Genomic DNA, 18,779 nt, shown 5'->3' with positions numbered 1-18,779 from the left:
AACAGCCGAGCGTTATGCCAGTTCACGCTCACCCAAAGGGGATACAATTTTCTCGGCGCTCCCCGGTTGAACCGGCCTTTCCTTCGCCCTGCCGCGCAGGTGGTGACGCAACTTCAGCGCCGGTCGCTCGACGCAGTAATACGTCAGGCCACTGCAGAAAAATGACAACGCCAGCACCGCTCCGACAACGTAGGCGTCATACGCGACGGGCCAAAAACCCCGCAGTAGATACATCACCACAAAGTGGTTAAGAAACACGCCATAACTGATATTGCCCAGGAACTCGTCCATCCGGTGGAACTTGAGTTTGGTCAACAGGTAGACCAAGGGAATGCCCACGGCGATACCCAGAGTGACTTCGGCATTGAACGGACGACGCTCAATCCATCCGACCATGATCGCTAGAAACAGCAGTCCCGCCGCAACGGCTGTGCCGGTGACAACGACCATTGCTCTGATATTGCGTTGGTATAGATAACAGCCGCACAGGAAGATGAACAACACACCCGGCAACAGACGATATCCATAGACATCGGTATTGATGAAGCCCAGGCAGGCCAGCAGAAAAACCCCGACCGAGACAGCAAAGGCGACACCCTGCGCCTTGCAAATCAGCAGAAATGGAATCAGCATGTAGAAACTCATTTCCAGCCCCAGCGACCAGCCCGGTGGCAGGATCTCGGTCCCGCCGACGCCGAACATGTAATAGCCAAGCGGTAGCATGAGCAAACTGGTGGACAGGGTCTTCCATGTCAGCTCAGCCGCTTGGGGCGTACCGGGCAACAGAAAATGAATAACCAGACACGAGGCGACGAAGTAGACCAGAAATTGCGGATACAACCTCAGAGCCCTGTCGATATAGAACAGACCGATCTTCCTCGGCTCCCGGTAGTTTCGCTCGATGAGCGAAGCCATGACGAATCCACTGATGATCAGGAACGAGATGACGGCGATCACACCAGGATTCAGTCCGGCGAACTTTTTGCCCATATGAGATACAGCGACCAACACCGCCAACAGCAGTCGAAAAGCTCCCACTTGAACCCTCGTCATTCCCTTATTGTTGTGGGCGCATACGCTACGATGCTTTCGTCTCGGGGGACAGAGAAATGTTTGTCCGCCGTGCCTAAATCAACCGCTCGATCTTCTGGTGTTTCCAGACCAGTTTGTAATAGAGCGTCTGCAGTATCAGCATCCCCAGATAGGCAACCGGAAAAGCCATCCACACACCCTGCAAACCGAACTGCCCATCGAGCCAGTACGCCGCCGGCAACTGCACGCCGACCACGCAGACAATCGAAATGACCACCGGCACCAGGACGGTGCCGCTGGCGCGCATGATCCCGCCGATGATGGCCTGGAAGCCGAACACCAACAGGCTCCAGAGCATGATGTGCAGCAGATGCTCGGCCATCGCCCGGGTCGAGTCCTCGGTCAGGAACAGGCCCAGCAACCAGTGCGATAGCAGATAACCCAGCACAATCAGGCCACCGGTCAGGCACACATTGATCAACAGCCCGGTGCGCAGGATCGGACCCATGCGTTGCAGATGCCCGGCGCCGATTGCCTGGGCACCGAGAATCGATGCGGTGATCGCAATCGACAGCGCCGGAAACTGCACATAGTTGACGATCTGCGTTACTGCGCCATACGCCGCCGTCGCTTGCGAGCCGTGCTGGTTGACCAGTGCCAGGATCACCAGCTCCGATAACGACAGCACGATCATCTGTACGCCGGTGGGCAGGCCGATGCGCAGGACCTTGCCGAGAATGACCCGATCCAGTCGCAATGCGGCAAAGAACTCTCGATCCGGCGCCAGCGGATGGCCCTTGCGGATCAGCCGCCAGGCCAGCCACGCCATTGCTGAGAGATTCCCCGCCAGCCCGGCATACGCCGCGCTCTGAATGCCCAACGGTGGCAAGCCCAGCCAGCCGCGAATCAATGCCGGCGTCAGCGCCAGCCCCACGGTGGTGGAGACGATCAGCGCGAGTAATGGCGACAGCGTATCGCTGACACCACGCAGCAATTGGGTGAACAGCACGAATACCAGTAGCGATGGCAGAATCCACAACATGACGTGGGCATAGTCCACCGCGTCGTCGAGCACATCCGCCGGCGTGCCCAACCCCGTCAGTGCCTGTCGCGCAAACACCGTGCCCAGCACCGCCGCGACCAAACCGATCAACACACCCAGTAGCAACGTCGCTCCGGCAATCGCCTTGACCATGTGCGTTTCGCGCGCGCCCCACGCCTGACCGATCAACACGCCCGCGCCAGCTCCAAGGCCGATGACCAGGGCGATGAAAAAGAACACGACGGGAAACATGCCGGATACCGCCGCCAGCGCCTGGGTGCCGAGCATCTGGCCGATGTAGATGCTGTTGACCGTCCCGGACATCGATTGCAGGAAGTTCGACAGGACCATCGGCGCGAGAAACAGCAGATAGGTTTGCCAGAGCGGCTTGGCGAAGGTGGCGCTTTGCATTGAATGGAGGTCCATCTCGACGGCGGCAGGCCTGATTGACGATAGCTTCGGTGAGTTGCGTGCAGCGTGCAATCAACATTTCCCATCGGCGTTGATTGCCTGTTTTGCATTTGTGTAAATGCCAGGCATCGCTTTGTGTCAGTGTGCGGCTGTGGTAAATCAGCGATTCTCTCGACACTGACTATTGAGGCTCGGTTCATGCGTAACGTTGCAAATTTTCTGCTCGGTTCCCTCCTCGTTCTGTTCGCCGCCTGCGCTCAGGCGGGCGCACCCGCAGCGGCGCCTGCTTCATTGAAACCGCTACTGGCCACTTTGAATGAACGCCTGAGCATCGGCGATCTGGTTGCGTTGACCAAGTGGGACAGCGGCAAGCCGATCCAGGACAGCCCGAGAGAGGCGCAGGTCATCGCCAATGCCCGAACTCTGGCCGCCGAACATCAACTCGACGCAGACGATGTCGCGCAACTGATCGCCGCACAGATGGAAGCGAACAAACTGGTGCAATACGGTCTGCTCGCGCAATGGCAAGCGGCAGGTGCTGCACCGGACACACCGCGTCCGGATCTGGGCAAACAGATCCGCCCGCGCCTGGATGAACTGCAAAAGCGCTTGTTGCAGCAGTACGCCGCCTTCGCGCCTTATCGCCAGGATCCGAATTGCCCGGCATGGCTGGCCAATGTCCGCAACGGTCTGGCCGCCGATGCGCTGCATGACATGGCGCTGATTCGTGCCAGCGGCGAGTTGTGCATTCGGGCAAAAGCCCTCTGAATCGCCGCTTATGGCAAACATCATCGGCGTCGATGTTCACCATCACGTCAATGAAGTTCTCATAAAAACTGCGCGGCGTAACATCGGCTCCAGACAAACAAACAACTTTCTGGAGCACACGATCATGAAACGCCAAACCCTTCTCGGCATCGCTTTCTCGGTTTTCGCAGTTAACGCTTTTGCAGCAACCCCTGCCCACACCCTGGTCGCTGAAGGCGGCTCGGACAAGCTGATCGAAAGCCGTCTGGCTGAAGGTGGTTCAGATCGTCTGCTCGAACGCCGTGTTGCTGAAGGCGGTTCGGATCGTCTCATCGAACGCCGTGTTGCCGAGGGTGGCTCCGATCGCTTGATCGATCGCCGCGTTGCTGAAGGTGGCTCTGATCGTCTGCTCGAACGCCGCGTTGCTGAAGGTGGCTCTGATCGTCTGATCGAGCGCCGCGTTGCTGAAGGTGGCTCTGATCGTCTGCTCGAACGCCGTGTTGCCGAGGGTGGTTCTGATCGTCTGCTCGAACGCCGCGTTGCTGAAGGTGGCTCTGATCGTCTGCTCGAACGCCGCGTTGCTGAAGGTGGATCTGATCGTCTGATCGAGCGCCGCGTTGCATGAATCTACTGCATGACCGCAACACCCATGAAAAAGCCCGGCCTGATCAGCCGGGCTTTTTTGCATTCAGCCGTCGCTTATTGCGCGGTTTTCAGCTTGACCACATCACCGGAGATGGTGGTGGTGTAACCGGTCAGGACCCAGGCCCAGAACCAGTTTTCCTGAACCTGTGTGTTGATCATTGCATCGCCGCCCTTGGCTTGGATGGCCGCGTTTTGCGCGCGCACAAATCGGCTGTTCTGGCGGATCGGGATGATGCCAAACAGCAGCAGGCCGGTGGCCGATGCTTCGCTGTGGCCAACCACGGTGTATTGGTTGCTGTCGTAATGGGCGGTTTTCATCGGGGCGCCGGTGCAACCTGCCAGAACCACACCGAACAGTGTGGCGGCGACTACTTTGCTGAGGTATTTCACGGTAAAACTCCATGGGAAAACGCCCGGGATCCGTCTCTCGGGCGGCGCGCATTCTAACCAAAATGATGGCTCATTGGCATCAATCTTCTTTGTATTTACATGAACCCGTTCGCTGGCCGCCCATCGGCGATGTCGCATACCATGGCGCCACTTCAATAAATACAGACACCCGCCTCCATGTTCAAAGCCAGTCTGCGTAGCCATCTCACCCTGTGGTTCGGCGGTTTGTCCCTGCTGACGTTATTGAGCGTCGGCTTTTATGTCGGTCATATCGCCACCGAACAAATGAAGCAGGCCAGCGGCAACGCCTTGCTGAACACCGCGCGTGCAGCGGCGACGCTGTTGGGCGAACAGCTGCGCGAACGGCAACTGGAGGTCTACCTGCTCAGTCGCGCACCGCATCTGGAGCGCGGAGATCTGGACAACCCAGCCATCCTCAAGTCGATGCAGCTGCGCACCCAGGCGCGCGCCGAATATGCGTGGATGGGCGTCACCGACGCCGAGGGCAACGTTCGCCAAGCGGTCAATGATCTGCTGGTCGGTCAATCGGTGCAGAAACGCCCGTGGTTCCAGATCGGCTTGCGCCGGCAATACACCGGCGATCCCCACGAAGCGGTGTTGCTGGCCAAGTTGTTGCCGGGCCTGCCCAATGGCGAGCCGCTGCGCTTCATCGATTTCGCCGCGCCAATCCACAATGCCGAAGGACAGGTGATTGGCGTGCTGGGCGCACATGCACACTGGAGTTGGGTGACGCGCATCGTCGAGTCGGCGGCGTTTTCCCACAAGAACTCGGCGCCGGATATCCAGGCGCTGATCGTCGACCACGACGGCAAGGTGCTCTACCCCGAAGCGCTGATGGGCCAACAGCTGGCGACCAACGATCCGGTATTGTCGGGCTGGACGGCGGCCAACGGTTACCTGACCAGCATGGTCACTGTGCCGACGCCATCGGGCACGGCGCTGTCGTGGTCGATCGCCATTCGCCAGCCACTGGAGACCGCGCTGCAACCAGCGCGAACGCTGCAATATGAACTGTTGATACTCGGCGTTTTCGCCGCCATCGTTTTCGGTCTCGTGGCTTATTACCTGGCGCTGTACCTGAGCCGGCCGATCGAACAACTCGCGCACTCGGCCAAACAGGTGCAGAACAACCAGTCCGGCGCGCAGTTCCAGCTCCAGCATCCGGTACTGGAAATCGCCCAGCTCGGCCAGTCCATCGACGCAATGACGCAGTCGCTACTAGGCAAGGAGCGCGAACTGCAAGAAGCCAACGCCTCGCTGGAAGCCACCGTGGCACAACGCACCGCCGCACTCACCGAGGCCAACGCCGAGCTGCTGAGCCTGGCCACACACGACGGCTTGACCGGCGTTTACAACCGTCGCCGCTTTGACGAAAAAATCACTGAATACTCGCTGCTGTCCCGACGCACCGGGCGCCCTTTGCCCTGCTGCTGATCGATGCCGACCACTTCAAACGCATCAATGACAGCCACGGCCACGCGGTCGGTGACGAGGTCCTGCAACAACTGGCGACCTTGATCCAGAACAGCGTGCGCAGCACCGATTTCGTCGCCCGCTACGGCGGCGAAGAGTTCGCCGTACTGCTGCCGGAAGTCGCGCAACCCGACACCCCGGAAGTCGTTGCCGAAAAAATTCGCATGGCAGTCGCCGAAGCGCAGTTTCCCGGCGTCGGCAACGTCACGGTGAGTATTGGCCTTGGCCTGGCAGATCCGGCAGACAACAACCACACGGCCCTGATCAAACGCGCCGATCAGCAGCTGTATCAGGCGAAAGCTGCGGGGCGCAATCAGGTGGCGTTCCATGCTCACTGACACCGCGTATATCAACCTGAGACAGGTCGGCCCGCCGGCCTCGCTGGCCAGCCAGCTCCTCCAGGGATGGGGGAAAACCGCAAATATGGGTCGGCAGGAGAACCGCTTTCGCGAGCAGGCTCGCTCCCACAGAAAAGCAAAGCAGCGCAGCTGCCCGCGGCGAAGCCGCCCCACTCAACAATGAGCGTTAGCTCGAGTGCTTTTGATCTTGCTTTTGATCCACCGGCGACGTCGGAAGGCTGAGCGGAGGGATTGATCCGGGCGTGGGAGCGCAGCGACCGCCTGGCGCAGCCAGACACAGCGAGTGTAGGTGCAGCGAAGCAAACCGGAGCCGCTGCGCCCGGATCGATCCCGCAGCGAAGGGACCCGAGCCTGCGAGGGCCGAACGCAGGAGCAAGCCTTTTGGGTTACCTTTTTGGCGTTTGAAAAAGGTGACCCGCCGTAAGGGCGGAACCCTAAGCAGCCGTTACCGCAGCAATGGATATGTACTCAATCAGCCAGGAAACCATCGCCCGACTAGGGCTCAGCACTGAACCTCTGCAGATAAGCCAACAAATTATTCAACTTCTCCTCATCACTCAGCCCCCAGAAAATCATCCGCGTCCCCGGCACCACCCCTTTCGGATCCTTCAGATACGCTTTCAATGTCGCCCGATCCCAAGTAATCCCCGAGTTCTTCATCGCATCGGAATAAACATAATTTGCCGAAGTCCCCGCAGCCCGGCCAATGATGCCGTTGAGCTGCGGACCAAACCCCGAACGAGCCGACTCGCCAACCTGATGGCAACCGCCGCACAGGCGCGGAAAGATCTTCTCTCCGGCCTCAGGATCGCCCTCAGCCTGAGCGCTGGTGCTGAAGATCAAGGCGAGAAGCAGTGCTGTGGTGAATTTCATTAAACAGTCCAAACCTGGCTTTTCATGGCGTGAACGCAGTTTACAGATAAGCGCCGACAATCGTTCTGACAGTGATCAACGCCTGACGCAACACCTGCATGTCCACCGAGCCGAGCGCCAGACGAATCGCATGGGGCGTATTGGCCGCCAGCGAAAACGGCTCTGCACTGGTGACCGAAATCTGCTGCTGCATCAACTCGACCACGATCTGATCGGCACGCACATCTTCGGGCAACGGCAACCACAGAAAATACGAGGCCGGATGAGCAATGTAGCGCAGCCCCTTCAGCACCTCGGCGGCCAAAGCCTGTCGCGCCATCGCATCACGACGTTTCTGCTCCTCAAGCACGGTGACGGTGCCGTCGTCGAGCCAACCGCACGCAATGGCGGTCATCACCCCGGGCGTGTTCCACGTTGTCGCGCGAATGATTCGCTCCAGTGCGGGCACTTGAGGCAGCGGCGCCGCGATGAAGCCGACGCGCAAACCGGTGGCGATATTTTTCGACAGGCCCGATACGTAAAACGTCCGTTCCGGTGCCAGATCGATCAAGGTTCGCGGCGGATTTTCCACCAGAAACGCGTAGGCCGCATCTTCGATAAGTGTCAGATCATAGCGCCGGGCAATCGCCACCAATTGCTCGCGCTGTTCCAGTGGCATGACCCAGCCCAGCGGATTGTGCAGCGTCGGCATGCTGTACACGGCGCGCACCGCACGCTGGCGGCAGAGTCTGTCCAGTGCCGGCAAATCCGGGCCGTGCTCTGTCATCGGGATCGCCAGCACTTCCAGATGCAACGCGTCGGCCAGCACCTTGAACCCGGAATACGTCAGCGCATCGGCGGCGATCACATCACCGGGTTTGAGCAGGGCCATCAGCGTCACCGCTAAACCTTGCTGAGCGCCATTGACGATCAGCACTTGGTCGGCTTCAACGGTCACGCCGCGTGTCGACAAATGTCGCGCCACCGAGGCGCGTTCGTGGGCACGTCCGGCGTGGGGTTGATAACGCAGCAACGCTTCGAGATCGCCGGACAACGCCAGTTGCCGCAACGCCGTGCGCAACAACTCAGCCTGACCGGGCAACGACGGATAGTTGAAATTCAGGTCGATCATGCCGACCGCAACGTCTTTCTGATCGATGCCCTGCCCCGGAGCCAGCGACGTTTCCCGCACAAAAGTGCCGCGCCCGGCTTCGCCACTGACCAGGCCCATCGCCTCAAGCTCGGCATAAACCCGTGAAGCGGTAACCAGCGCCAGTCCTTCCTGCGCCGCCAGTTGCCGATGCGTAGGCAATCGCGTGCCCGGCGGCAGTCGTCCGCCACGAATATCCGCCGCGTAACGGTCAACCAAGGTCTTGTAACGGGATCGGGGCATGCCGGCTGTATCCATGACAATTTTTTGATTGTGCTGATTCTCAGCCCTAGGATCGCCGCAATACAACCCACTATTTGAGCGCGACCGACATGCACACAACATCGACTGCGGCCAACCCGGCGCTGGAAAAGACCAGTGCCTGGATCAACGGTTTTATCGGCGTGCTGATTTTCAGCGGTTCACTTCCGGCGACACGGCTGGCGGTGCTGGAATTCGATCCGGTGTTTCTGACCGTGGTGCGAGCAGCGATTGCCGGCGCACTGGCGGTCGGACTTCTGCTGTTGTTCAAGCAACCGCGACCGTCGCGCCATCAGTGGCTGTCGCTGGTGATTGTGGCGCTGGGCGTGGTGTTGGGTTTTCCGCTGCTGACCGCGTTGGCATTGCAGCACTTAACGTCAGCGCATTCGATCGTGTTTGTAGGATTGCTGCCGCTGGCCACAGCAATGTTTGGTGTCTTGCGTGGCGGTGAGCGGCCACGGCCGGTGTTCTGGATCTTTTCGGTGCTGGGCAGCGCATTGGTGGTGGGCTTCGCCCTGTCCCAGGGACTGAGCGCCTCGCCGACTGGGGATCTACTGATGCTCGCGGCGATTCTCGCCTGCGGCCTCGGTTACGCCGAAGGCGCGAAACTGTCACGCAGCCTCGGCGGCTGGCAGGTGATCTGCTGGGCGCTGGTAATGTCGTTACCGCTGATGGCAGTGCTGAGCCTGTGGCTGGCGCCCGCCTCGTTCGGCAACATCAGCTTGCCTGCGTGGATGTGCCTGGGCTACGTGTCGCTGTTCAGCATGCTGATCGGCTTTGTGTTCTGGTATCGCGGCCTGGCCCAGGGCGGGATTGCGGCGGTCGGGCAGTTGCAGTTGCTGCAGCCGTTTTTTGGTCTGGCACTGGCGGCGACGTTGCTGCACGAGCAGGTCAGCGTCGGCATGCTCGGCGTAACGCTTGGGGTGATTCTCTGCGTGGCCGGAGCGAAGAAATTCGCCAGGTAATGTTCAGTGTTCGGCTTTCCATTGCCGAGGACTGAGACCGGTCTTGCGCCGAAACGCCCGGGCCAGCGCCGACGGACTTTCGTAACCGACCTCTTCGGCAATCAACGCAATCGGCCGGCCTTCGCGCAGGCGTTTCTGCGCAAGACTGACGCGCCAGCTCAGCAGATAATCGGCCGGCGTCTGCCCGACCACGCGGCGAAACTGCTCGGCAAAACCGGCGCGGGACTGGTTCGCCGCCGCCGCGAGATCGGCCACACTCCAGGGCTTGTGCGGCTGCTCATGGATCAGGTTCAAAGCGCGAGACAAGCGCGGGTCAGCCAGCCCGGCCATCATGCCCGGTTGCTGATCTCGACTGCCGATGAGATGGCGCAGCAACAGAATCACCAGCAATTCGAACAGGCGATCCATCACCGCCACGCGCCCGCAATGCCCTTCAAAGGCTTCATTGAACAGCCAGTCAAGGGTGCTGCGCAGTTCCGGGATGTCGGTGAGTTTCAATACCAGATAGTCGGGTAGCGCGGCGGCCAGGGCATTGCCCGAGCCGCCGTCGAAGGTCAGCGAGGCACAGACAATCTGACTGGCCATGGCTTCGTCGGCAAACATTCGATGGGTAAACGGCCGGGGAAAGAAAATCAGTGACGGTTCGTCCAGACGGATCTCCCGCTCGTTGCCCGGTTTGAGCAGCAACGCCCCGGCTTGCAGAACATGCACGTGCCCGACCGGCTCGCCTTCGTGAACGCTCACGCCGCAAAACGCGCCGCTATGAAAGGTGCCGGCGTTCACGCCGAAATGACTGAGTAATGTGGAAAGGCGATCCATGGCTGACTCCCGAAGGCATATCTGGACGATCTGCCGCATATCCTCGACGATTTGCCGCCAAAGCGCCATTGGCAGCCCCTAAGATCTCTCCATCGCCGCTGCACTTCGCTGCGGAATTTAGGAGAATTACCATGAGCCGCATCCCCACCATCAGCCTCGACACCGCCACCGATGCCACCCGTCCTGCACTGGAAGGCGTGAAGAAAAAATCGGCTTCCTGCCCAACGTCTTCACTACCCTGGCCCAAGCGCCGGTTGCATTCGACACTTACCTGCAAGCTTCGGCGATCCTCGGCAAGACTTCGCTCAGCGCCCAGGAAAAAGAAGCCGTCTACCTCGCCACTTCGCAAGTCAACGGCTGCGACTACTGCCTGTCCGCACACACAATGTTCGCCGGCAAGGCCGGGCTCTCGCCACAGGACATCGTCGCGGCCCGTCAAGGCGAACTGAATGCCTACGCCGCCCTCGCCCGCCAACTGACCGAAACCCGTGGCCACTTGAGCGATGAACAGTTGGCCGCTGCTCGCGCTGCCGGTATCGATGACCGCAAGATTATCGAAGTGATTGCCCTGGTGGCCGTGCAGACATTGACCAACTACCTGAACAACACGGCGTTGACCGACATTGATTTCCCGACCGTCGAGGCCTGAGCAGTCGCTCACGAACTGAAGAAAAATCCGCTGGCGAAAAGATGCTCTTTTCGCCAGCGCTGTTTTGCTGCCATGATGTAGGTCAGAATAATTCGCAGCGCAAACAGTGTCTGGTGCGCTGAAACCAAACACCCTGCGCGCAGGTCTTTGTTCTCAGACAAATGCCCGGAAAGATACGAACCCCATGACAGACTGGTTGCAAGACAACGGCGAGATGGCCGGGCAGATCCGCCGTCACGACTGGGCGAATTCGCCCCTCGGCCCGTTGGAAAACTGGCCCGATGTACTCAAGACCACTGTCTCGCTCAGTCTCGCGTCGCATTTCCCTCAGGCGATCGTCTGGGGGCCGCAATTGATCACTCTCTATAACGACGCCTTCGTGCCGATTCTCGGCGACAAGCCGCATGCGCTGGGACGTCCTTTCAGCGACATCTGGAAAGAAGCCTGGCATGAGATCAGCCCGATAGCCGAGGCGGCCTATGCCGGCCAAGCCACCTACATCGAAAACTTTGCCCTGAAGATCGAACGCGGCAACGGTCCGGAGCAGGCGTTCTTCACTTTCTGTTACAGCCCGATTCGTGACTCCCACGGCAATGTCGTCGGCATGCTCGACACGGTCACCGAGACCACCCAGACCGTTTATCTCAACCAACGCCTGGCCGTCCTCGATGCCATCGGCGAAGCGGTGACCAATGCCACCGATGCGCAAGCAATCCTGGCGGCGAGCACCCGGCTGATGGTCGAGCAGTTGCAATTGTCCAACTGCGCGTACGCCGACATGGATGCCGACGAGGACGGCTTCACCATTCGCGGCGACTATGCGGCACCGGGTTCGCCAAGCATCGTCGGCCACTACCGCCTGCGCGATTTCGGTGAGAAGGCAGTGACTCTGCTGCGCGCCGGGGAACCGCTGGTCATCCATGACAACCGCAGCGAGCTACCACCGGAAGAGTCGGCGACCTTTCAGGCCATCGGTATTACCGCGACCATTTGTGTACCACTGATCAAGCAGGGCCGTCTGACCGCATTGATGGCCGTCCACGACAAAGTGCCGCGGGTCTGGTCGCAATTTGAGCAGGCATTGATGAGCGAAGTGACCGAACGGTGCTGGGCGCACATCGAGCGGGTGCGCGCCGATGCCAATGTGCGTGAAGGCCTGCTGGCTCTGGCTGAGCTCAACGCCACGCTGGAGCAACGGGTCGAAGAGCGCAGCTTGCGCCTGGCCCAGGCCGAGTCTGCGTTGCGCCAGTCGCAGAAGCTCGAAGCCATCGGCCAATTGACCGGCGGCGTCGCCCACGACTTCAACAATCTGCTGACGATCATTCGTTCGTCGGTGGATTTTCTGCGCCAGCCCAACCTGCCGGAAGAACGCCGTCAGCGCTACATGCGCGCGGTGTCCGACACCGTCGAGCGCGCCTCCAAGCTGACCAGCCAGTTGCTCGCCTTCGCCCGCCGCCAGCCGCTCAATCCGCAGGTAGTCGACGCCGGCGAACGTTTGGCAAACATCGGCGAGATGCTCGAATCGGTCACCGGCGCGCAGATTCACGTGTGCGTCGAACGCCCGGATCACCCCTGCTACATCCGTGTCGACCTCAGTCAGTTCGAAACCGCGTTGATCAACATTGCGCTTAACGCCCGCGACGCCATGAATGGTCAAGGTGAGCTGAAATTGCGCCTGGAGTGCCACAAAGCGCTGCCGCCGATTCGCGGTCACGCCGGGTCCAGCAGCCATTTCGTGTCGATTGCCCTGGCCGACACCGGTGCCGGCATCGACGCACACACCCTTGAACACATCTTCGAACCGTTCTTTACCACCAAGGCTGTCGGCAAAGGCACGGGGCTGGGGCTGTCGCAGGTGTTCGGCTTCGCCAAGCAATCGGGCGGCAACGTCGACGTCTCCAGCGTCCTTGGACAAGGCACCGAGTTCACCTTGTATTTGCCGCAAGTGCCGGCGGACGAGGCTGAACAGGACAACACTGAGGACGATGGCGAGGTGCAGCCGGCCTGCGAAAAACGCCGGGTACTGGTGGTCGAGGACAATCTCGATGTTGGTCGTTTTGCCAACCAGATCCTCCAGGATCTGGGCTATGAAACCGCATGGGCAACCAACGCTGAAGAAGCCCTGCAGTTGGCGGGCGGCGATGCCAGCGCGTTCGATGCGGTGTTTTCCGACGTGGTCATGCCGGGCATCACCGGCGTCGCGTTGGCCAGGGAGCTGCGCCAGCGCCGCCCCGATCTACCGGTGATTCTGACCTCCGGCTACAGCGAAGAACTGGCCCGCAGCGGTTACGAAGGTTTCGAGTTTCTCGCCAAGCCCTACTCCGCCGAACAGGTCTCACGGATTCTCGGCAAGACCTGGCTCAAGGACGCAAAACCAGCGGCGTCAGTCGTGATCGACGCCGGCGCGCTTGAGTAATTTCTTGCAGCGTTCCGACAGATGAAACACCTGTAAGTGCTTGCCAGCCTTGGCGTAGCGTTCACGCAAGGTTTTCAACGCGGCAATCGCCGAGTAATCGACAAAGCTCAGGTGTCGGCAGTCGAGAGTGACTTTCGCCGGATCGTTGGCCGGATCGAACTGATTGAGAAACGGCGTGGTCGAGGCAAAGAACAGCGTGCCGTGCAGGCGATAGAGCTTGCTGCCGTCGGCCTCCAGGTGTTCATCGGCGTACAGTTCGCGCGCCTGCTGCCAGGCGAAGTTGAGCGCGGCGATGATGATCCCGCACAGCACGGCCGTGGCCAGATCGGTGAACACGGTGATGGTGGTCACGGCGATGATCACCAGCACATCGTGCAGCGGCACCTTGTTGATCACCCGCAACGACGCCCAGGCGAACGTCTGCTGCGATACCACAAACATCACCCCCACCAGTGCGGCCAGCGGAATACGCTCGATCAGCGGTGACAGAAACAGAATGAACAACAGAATCAGCACACCGGCCACAACGCCGGACAAGCGCCCGCGCCCGCCGGAGCTGAGGTTGATCACGGTCTGCCCGATCATCGCGCAACCGCCCATGCCGCCGAACGCACCGGACACCATGTTGGCCGCGCCGAGCGCCACGCACTCACGATCCGGATAGCCACGGGTCTCGGTGATTTCGTCGGTCAGGTTCAGTGTCAGCAAGGTTTCCAGCAGGCCGACCATCGCCATCAGGATCGCGTACGGAGCGATGATGCGCAGCGTTTCCAGGCTCCACGGAATGTCTGGCATGGCGAAAGTCGGCAGACCGCCGGCAATGTGCGCCATGTCGCCGAGGGTACGGGTCGGCAGGCCGAAGAGGTAAACCAGCAGGCCGACACCAAGGATCGCCACCAGGGCCGGCGGTACCGCTTTGGTCAGGCGCGGCAGAATGTAAACGATGGCCATGGTCAGCAGCACCAGCCCGGTCATCAGATACAGCGGCGTACCGCTGAGCCAGTGCTCGCCGCTTTTGAAGTGCTCCAGTTGCGCCAGGGCAATGATGATCGCCAGGCCGTTGACGAAACCGAGCATCACCGGATGCGGCACCATGCGCACCAGTTTGCCCAAGCGCAACTGCCCGAACGCCATCATGATCAGACCGCCGAGCAGCACCGTTGCCAGCAGATATTGCACGCCGTGTTGCACCACCAGCGCGACGATCACCACCGCCATCGAGCCCGCCGCGCCGGAAACCATGCCCGGCCGGCCGCCAAACAACGCTGTCAGCGTGCAAATGATGAACGCGCCGTACAGGCCCATCAGCGGATTGAGATGCGCGACCAGGGCGAAAGCAATGCATTCGGGCAACAGGGCGAACGAGGTGGTGAGTCCGGCGAGGACATCGGCGCGCAGACGAATCGGTTTCATGGCTTACCTGACTGAGCGGCCGCTGGGCACGGCTGCTGTTTTCGCGAAAAAAGAGGGAGGCGAATGTTACGGAATTGTTCGGCCTCGGGCCAGTGAAACGCTGACATGGAGTAGCGCGGACCTTATCCTTGCAGGCTTGTCCATCGAATCGAGTCGCAGCATGTCAGCGTTTTTGTCCGCCCGGGATGTGTGTCAGCGTCTGCGCGAAGCTGCGCTGGGCGTGCTTGCGTTCGAAGTCTGCGAGGTAATGTCCCAGTCCGGGCTGATTGCCGTTTACATCGAGGGCTGGCATCTGCTGTTGGACTTCGCCGACGGACATTTGCATCACTGTGAATACGCGCGCAACTGCGCCGGGGATGAAGCGACGCTGGACACTTGGCAGCGTTATGGCACGGACCCGGTGAGTCTGCTCAGCACATGGGAACTGGCGCAGATCGAGCGGTTGCTGTGTGAGGCGGATGGAGATGTGGCTCAGGGCATCATTTCCAGAACCAGTGACGACTGATTTTCTTGCATGCGGTCATACCAGCCCTGCAGCACATCGGGCAACCGCTTCTTCCACTTCGCCACGTTGGTGTAGTACCGCAGATGTTCATGGCCCTGATCATCGTAGCTTTTGAAGATCAGCCAGACCTGTGCGTCTGCAGCACTCATCAGAATGCCGATGCCGCCGAGACCGCGCATCCACATTTCTACAACCTGAGCATCGGCCACATCTTTTGAGTCTTCGCCGACCTGCAAGGAACCGGAGGTCTCTACCAGTTTCTGGTAGTCGGTCTTGAGCAGCGAACGCAGTACCTGATCTTCTGCGGGTGTGCGAGCCAGACCCAGGCTGAGCAGATCGTAATCCAGCTTCAGCGGTTGTTCGGAGGCGACATACCGACCGGCGTAATACACGCCCATGCCACCGCCGCAGTCGGAATCCGCACCGGTTTGCGTGACGTTCAGTACGCCATTGATGGACGTGAAGGCGAGTTTGCAGGCGTCCTCGGCGTACAGGGCTGTTCCATCCTTGAGTATGGCAACGCCGGTCAAGTCTCCGGAATTGGCGCCCTCGCCTGCTGAGATATCGATGGCGATATGCGTGGCATCACGACGTTGGGTGACAAGGGTCGCCGAGGTCGAGGTGCCGGGCGGGATCAATTGCCAAGTGGCGTCCCAACTGAACGGTTGGACGGCGTGTCCGAGTTCGCTGAGGCGCATCAGATATTCACGACGCAGACACGCACTCTGGGCACCGCAAGCGTTGCGGTGTTTCAGCCACTGGCGTTGGTCGGATTTCAGAGTTTTGGGATCAGCAACTTTGCCCAGCGTGTTCCGCCATTGCGTGGCGAGCTTGTCGTCGAGGCTCGAGAGGTAGGGATCAGTGCAGATGGCTTTTTCGGTTTTGCTGGTGGCACTGGTGCAATCGAAACTGCTGGCGTGGGCGGTGCAGGCAATGACGAGAGAGGCCAGCGCCACGGCGTGACGCAGGTAGATAGCGAACATGAGAGATTCCATTCTTCGGGCGGCGGGGATTATGCCAGTGCTGCTGCCGTAAATCGCTGTTGTCGTAGAGCCTGCTCACCCAAGGAGCGAGCCTGCTCGCGAAGGCGGTATATCAGTCGGTTTGATCTTGGCTGTCATAGCGCTTTCGCGAGCAGGCTCGCTCCCACAGGAGGTTTGTGTGAGTTCAGAAGGTGATCTCGGCTGCCGGTTTGACGTCGATCCGTGCCACGGAACTGGTCAGGGCGGCGAAGTCCTTGTTGTGTTGGGCAATGATGTCTTCAGCGCTCATGTTGCCGTTATCGACCGTCGAATGTGCATCTTGCGCGACGACGATGTCGTAGCCCAGTGAATGCGCGCTGCGCACCGTGGCGTTGACGCAATAATCGGTCTGCAGACCGCAGATGATCAGACGTTCGAAGTCTTCGCTGGGCAGCAGCTTGCCGAGATCGGTCTGGTAGAAAGAATCCCCGGTAGTCTTGCCTACACGCAGGTCTTTCGTCGAAGTCAGCAAACCTTCGGCCAGTTGCCAACCGTCCGCGCCATGCACGAACGGACCGTCCTTTTCTTCGTGCTGAATCAACACCACCGGAACGCCAGCTGTGCGGGCGCGCTGGCTGAGATCATTGATCGTGGCGATCACGCGGTCGATTTCAAAACACTGATATTCACCAGCACACAGTGCTTGCTGGACGTCGATGATCAGTAATGCGGTGGTCATGTCGAGCCTTCCTTGATCAGTCCTTGAGATGGGGCGGACCTGAGCCCGCCCCTTTTACTCCGCTCAGTAACCCAGTGACAAGCCGGTATTACGCCGTGGATCATTGGCGCCGTAGAAGCGATTCTTGCCAACCGGTTTGCCGTCCAGTGACGGCGCGCCGACCAGAATCGCGGCGATGTGGTTGGGATCCTGCGGGCCGGCAAACTTGTGGCCCCAGCTCTCGAGGAGCTTTTTCGTATCCGGGCTGGCGGCGAAGTCTTCGAGGTTGGTTTCCTCCGGCATCCACTGCTGATGGAAGCGCGGCGCGTCGACCGCTTCCTGCAGCCCCATGCCGTAATCGATCACGTTGAGCATGGTCAGCAAGGTCGCGGTGATGATCCGGCTACCACCCGGCGTGCCGACCACCATCACCACCTTGCCATCCTTGGTGACGATGGTCGGACTCATCGACGACAGCGGCGCCTTGCCCGGTGCGATGGCATTGGCCTCCCCCTGGACCAGCCCGTACATGTTCGGCACGCCGACCTTGGAGGTGAAGTCGTCCATTTCATCGTTCAGGATCACCCCGGTCTTGCTCGCCATGACGCCCGCGCCGAACCAGTCGTTGAGCGTGTACGTCACCGAAACGGCATTGCCCCACTTGTCGACGATCGAATAGTGCGTGGTGTTGCTGCCTTCATGCGGCGCTACACCGGGTTTGAGCTCAGCCGACACGCCGGCCTTTTGCGGCTGGATGGCGTTGCGCAGTTTGGTCGCATAGTTCTTGTCCAGCAGGTGCTCGATCGGATTCTTCACGAAATCCGGATCGCCGAGGTAGCTGTTGCGATCAACGTACGCGTGGCGCATCGCTTCGATCTGGTAGTGCATGCCCTGAGCGGAATGGAAGCCCAGGTCCTTCATCGGATAGCCTTCGAGGATATTCATGATCTGGCAGATCACCACCCCGCCGGAGCTGGGCGGTGGCGCCGAGACTACGTGATAGCCGCGATAATCGCATTCCACCGGGGCCAGTTCGCGAGTCTTGTATTTGTCCAGGTCGGCCTGGCTGATGATGCCTTTGTTGGCCTGGCTGGAAGTGACAATGGCATCGGCGACCCAACCTTTGTAGAAGCCGTCGGCGCCCTTCTCGGAAATCGTCCGCAGGGTTTTCGCCAGATCCTTCTGCACCAGTTTCTGCCCGACCTGCATCGGCTCGCCGTTGCTGAGGAAGATCGAGCCGGAATCGCGCATGTCCTTCTTGAACACATCCGTCGCGTATTCGAGCAGCTCGACATCGCCCCGCTGCAGCTCGAAACCGTCTTCGGCCAGTTTGATCGCCGGGGCAATCATGTCCTTGCGCTGTTTGGTGCCATATTTGCTCAGCGCCAGCTCCATGCCGGACACGGTTCCCGGCACCCCGACGGCCAGATGGCCGCGCGTGCTCAGTTCCGGAATGACGTTACCGTCCTTGTCCAGATACATGTTGGCGGTCGCTGCCAGCGGGGCTTTCTCGCGGAAGTCGAGAAAGGTCTTGCGTCCGTCCGCCAGTTGAATGGTCATGAACCCGCCACCGCCAAGATTGCCCGCAGCCGGATAGACCACCGCCAGCGCATAGCCCACGGCCACTGCCGCATCCACGGCATTGCCGCCGTTTTTCAACACATCGACGCCGACATGGGTCGCCAGATGTTGCGCGGTGACCACCATGCCGTTTTCCGCCGCCACCGGCGCCACTGATGCCGCGTGAGCCATGAGACAGCTGAGCGCCAGGGAGGTCGCAATGAGCGATCTGGCCAAAGGTTCGTACTTCATGAGTCGATCTCTTTTTGTTTTTGGGGACTGCGCAAAACGCAGGGCAGCGCTTCAGGAGCAACAAGCAGTATGGCCGGCTTTGCGTATTGCGCCTCCCCGTTCAGCCAGTATGCTGAGCCATCGCAGCCGTTGGCAGC

Annotated in this window: 15 protein-coding genes and 2 pseudogenes; 7 read left to right on the top strand and 10 right to left on the bottom strand. The window is 60.2% G+C overall.

Annotated elements, in window-relative coordinates; translation table 11 throughout:
- Positions 1 to 12: 12 nt before the first annotated feature.
- Positions 13 to 1,038 (bottom strand): acyltransferase family protein, encoded by a 1,026-nt coding sequence (locus tag ACZZ0K_RS07660; RefSeq protein WP_258706902.1) that lies wholly within the window; start codon positions 1,036 to 1,038, stop codon positions 13 to 15.
- 88 nt (positions 1,039 to 1,126) lie between these two features.
- Entirely contained in the window at positions 1,127 to 2,485 is a 1,359-nt protein-coding gene (locus tag ACZZ0K_RS07655) for an MATE family efflux transporter (protein WP_095182040.1), read from the bottom strand.
- A gap of 198 nt (positions 2,486 to 2,683) precedes the next feature.
- Here ACZZ0K_RS07655 and ACZZ0K_RS07650 point away from each other — a divergent pair, with 198 nt between their 5' ends.
- Together ACZZ0K_RS07650 and ACZZ0K_RS07645 are read left to right on the top strand one after the other, a co-directional pair.
- Positions 2,684 to 3,253 carry a chorismate mutase gene (locus ACZZ0K_RS07650; RefSeq protein WP_258706903.1) on the top strand — a complete coding sequence of 190 codons (570 nt, stop codon included), beginning with the start codon at positions 2,684 to 2,686 and terminating at the stop codon, positions 3,251 to 3,253.
- 124 nt (positions 3,254 to 3,377) lie between these two features.
- Entirely contained in the window at positions 3,378 to 3,857 is a 480-nt protein-coding gene (locus ACZZ0K_RS07645) for a phage infection protein (RefSeq protein ID WP_258706904.1), read from the top strand.
- A 74-nt stretch (positions 3,858 to 3,931) separates the two neighbouring features.
- Here ACZZ0K_RS07645 and ACZZ0K_RS07640 read toward each other — a convergent pair whose 3' ends face one another.
- On the bottom strand, positions 3,932 to 4,267 hold the full coding sequence (locus ACZZ0K_RS07640; RefSeq protein WP_095182042.1) for a hypothetical protein: 336 nt from the start codon (positions 4,265 to 4,267) through the stop codon (positions 3,932 to 3,934).
- A 177-nt stretch (positions 4,268 to 4,444) separates the two neighbouring features.
- Between ACZZ0K_RS07640 and ACZZ0K_RS07635 the strand changes: the two are divergent.
- Positions 4,445 to 6,099 (top strand): annotated as a pseudogene (locus tag ACZZ0K_RS07635) (sensor domain-containing diguanylate cyclase).
- 516 nt (positions 6,100 to 6,615) lie between these two features.
- Here the strand turns inward: ACZZ0K_RS07635 and ACZZ0K_RS07630 are convergent.
- Together ACZZ0K_RS07630 and ACZZ0K_RS07625 are read right to left on the bottom strand one after the other, a co-directional pair.
- Positions 6,616 to 6,993, bottom strand: coding sequence for a c-type cytochrome (locus ACZZ0K_RS07630; RefSeq protein ID WP_258706905.1), 378 nt, complete (start codon positions 6,991 to 6,993; stop codon positions 6,616 to 6,618).
- 40 nt (positions 6,994 to 7,033) lie between these two features.
- Positions 7,034 to 8,365: an aminotransferase-like domain-containing protein gene (locus tag ACZZ0K_RS07625; protein ID WP_258706906.1), complete on the bottom strand. Its 1,332-nt coding sequence runs from the start codon at positions 8,363 to 8,365 to the stop codon at positions 7,034 to 7,036.
- 89 nt (positions 8,366 to 8,454) lie between these two features.
- Here ACZZ0K_RS07625 and ACZZ0K_RS07620 point away from each other — a divergent pair, with 89 nt between their 5' ends.
- A complete protein-coding gene (locus ACZZ0K_RS07620) occupies positions 8,455 to 9,348 on the top strand; it encodes a DMT family transporter (RefSeq protein ID WP_258706907.1) in 894 nt (297 codons plus the stop codon).
- Positions 9,349 to 9,351: 3 nt separating this feature from the next.
- On the opposite strand, the gene ACZZ0K_RS07615 is transcribed toward ACZZ0K_RS07620, so the two are convergent.
- Positions 9,352 to 10,167, bottom strand: coding sequence for an AraC family transcriptional regulator (locus tag ACZZ0K_RS07615; protein ID WP_258706908.1), 816 nt, complete (start codon positions 10,165 to 10,167; stop codon positions 9,352 to 9,354).
- A 131-nt stretch (positions 10,168 to 10,298) separates the two neighbouring features.
- Here ACZZ0K_RS07615 and ACZZ0K_RS07610 point away from each other — a divergent pair.
- Both ACZZ0K_RS07610 and ACZZ0K_RS07605 read left to right on the top strand, forming a co-directional pair.
- Positions 10,299 to 10,816: pseudogene (locus ACZZ0K_RS07610) on the top strand (carboxymuconolactone decarboxylase family protein).
- A gap of 184 nt (positions 10,817 to 11,000) precedes the next feature.
- Positions 11,001 to 13,232 carry a GAF domain-containing protein gene (locus ACZZ0K_RS07605; protein ID WP_258706909.1) on the top strand — a complete coding sequence of 744 codons (2,232 nt, stop codon included), beginning with the start codon at positions 11,001 to 11,003 and terminating at the stop codon, positions 13,230 to 13,232.
- Here ACZZ0K_RS07605 and ACZZ0K_RS07600 read toward each other — a convergent pair.
- Positions 13,200 to 14,645, bottom strand: a complete 1,446-nt coding sequence (locus tag ACZZ0K_RS07600; RefSeq protein ID WP_258706910.1) for a SulP family inorganic anion transporter — start codon at positions 14,643 to 14,645, stop codon at positions 13,200 to 13,202. The genes ACZZ0K_RS07605 and ACZZ0K_RS07600 overlap by 33 nt on opposite strands.
- Positions 14,646 to 14,805: 160 nt before the next feature.
- On the opposite strand from ACZZ0K_RS07600, the gene ACZZ0K_RS07595 reads away from it, so the two are divergent.
- Complete coding sequence (locus ACZZ0K_RS07595) at positions 14,806 to 15,150, top strand: DUF7693 family protein (protein ID WP_252878503.1); 345 nt, start codon at positions 14,806 to 14,808, stop codon at positions 15,148 to 15,150.
- Here the strand turns inward: ACZZ0K_RS07595 and ACZZ0K_RS07590 are convergent.
- The 3 genes from ACZZ0K_RS07590 to ggt form a co-directional block, all read right to left on the bottom strand.
- On the bottom strand, positions 15,117 to 16,133 hold the full coding sequence (locus tag ACZZ0K_RS07590) for a lysozyme inhibitor LprI family protein (RefSeq protein ID WP_258706911.1): 1,017 nt from the start codon (positions 16,131 to 16,133) through the stop codon (positions 15,117 to 15,119). The two genes, ACZZ0K_RS07595 and ACZZ0K_RS07590, sit on opposite strands and share 34 nt — an antisense overlap.
- A 184-nt stretch (positions 16,134 to 16,317) precedes the next feature.
- Entirely contained in the window at positions 16,318 to 16,851 is a 534-nt protein-coding gene (locus ACZZ0K_RS07585) for a cysteine hydrolase family protein (protein WP_150634951.1), read from the bottom strand.
- Between the two features lie 63 nt (positions 16,852 to 16,914).
- A complete protein-coding gene (gene ggt / locus ACZZ0K_RS07580; protein ID WP_258706912.1) occupies positions 16,915 to 18,642 on the bottom strand; it encodes a gamma-glutamyltransferase in 1,728 nt (575 codons plus the stop codon).
- Between the last annotated feature and the right edge of the window lie 137 nt (positions 18,643 to 18,779).

The organism is Pseudomonas sp. AC255, assembly GCF_979258175.1.
This window is presented reverse-complemented; position numbering and strand designations above follow the sequence as displayed.

Coding starts and splice junctions, on each gene's coding strand:
- ACZZ0K_RS07655 (WP_095182040.1), bottom strand. CDS start 2,485: ATGCAAAGCGCCACCTTCGCCAAGCCGCTCTGGCAAACCTATCTGCTG.
- ACZZ0K_RS07650 (WP_258706903.1), top strand. CDS start 2,684: ATGCGTAACGTTGCAAATTTTCTGCTCGGTTCCCTCCTCGTTCTGTTC.
- ACZZ0K_RS07645 (WP_258706904.1), top strand. CDS start 3,378: ATGAAACGCCAAACCCTTCTCGGCATCGCTTTCTCGGTTTTCGCAGTT.
- ACZZ0K_RS07630 (WP_258706905.1), bottom strand. CDS start 6,993: ATGAAATTCACCACAGCACTGCTTCTCGCCTTGATCTTCAGCACCAGC.
- ACZZ0K_RS07625 (WP_258706906.1), bottom strand. CDS start 8,365: ATGCCCCGATCCCGTTACAAGACCTTGGTTGACCGTTACGCGGCGGAT.
- ACZZ0K_RS07620 (WP_258706907.1), top strand. CDS start 8,455: ATGCACACAACATCGACTGCGGCCAACCCGGCGCTGGAAAAGACCAGT.
- ACZZ0K_RS07615 (WP_258706908.1), bottom strand. CDS start 10,167: ATGGATCGCCTTTCCACATTACTCAGTCATTTCGGCGTGAACGCCGGC.
- ACZZ0K_RS07605 (WP_258706909.1), top strand. CDS start 11,001: ATGACAGACTGGTTGCAAGACAACGGCGAGATGGCCGGGCAGATCCGC.
- ACZZ0K_RS07600 (WP_258706910.1), bottom strand. CDS start 14,645: ATGAAACCGATTCGTCTGCGCGCCGATGTCCTCGCCGGACTCACCACC.
- ACZZ0K_RS07595 (WP_252878503.1), top strand. CDS start 14,806: ATGTCAGCGTTTTTGTCCGCCCGGGATGTGTGTCAGCGTCTGCGCGAA.
- ACZZ0K_RS07590 (WP_258706911.1), bottom strand. CDS start 16,133: ATGTTCGCTATCTACCTGCGTCACGCCGTGGCGCTGGCCTCTCTCGTC.
- ACZZ0K_RS07585 (WP_150634951.1), bottom strand. CDS start 16,851: ATGACCACCGCATTACTGATCATCGACGTCCAGCAAGCACTGTGTGCT.
- ggt (WP_258706912.1), bottom strand. CDS start 18,642: ATGAAGTACGAACCTTTGGCCAGATCGCTCATTGCGACCTCCCTGGCG.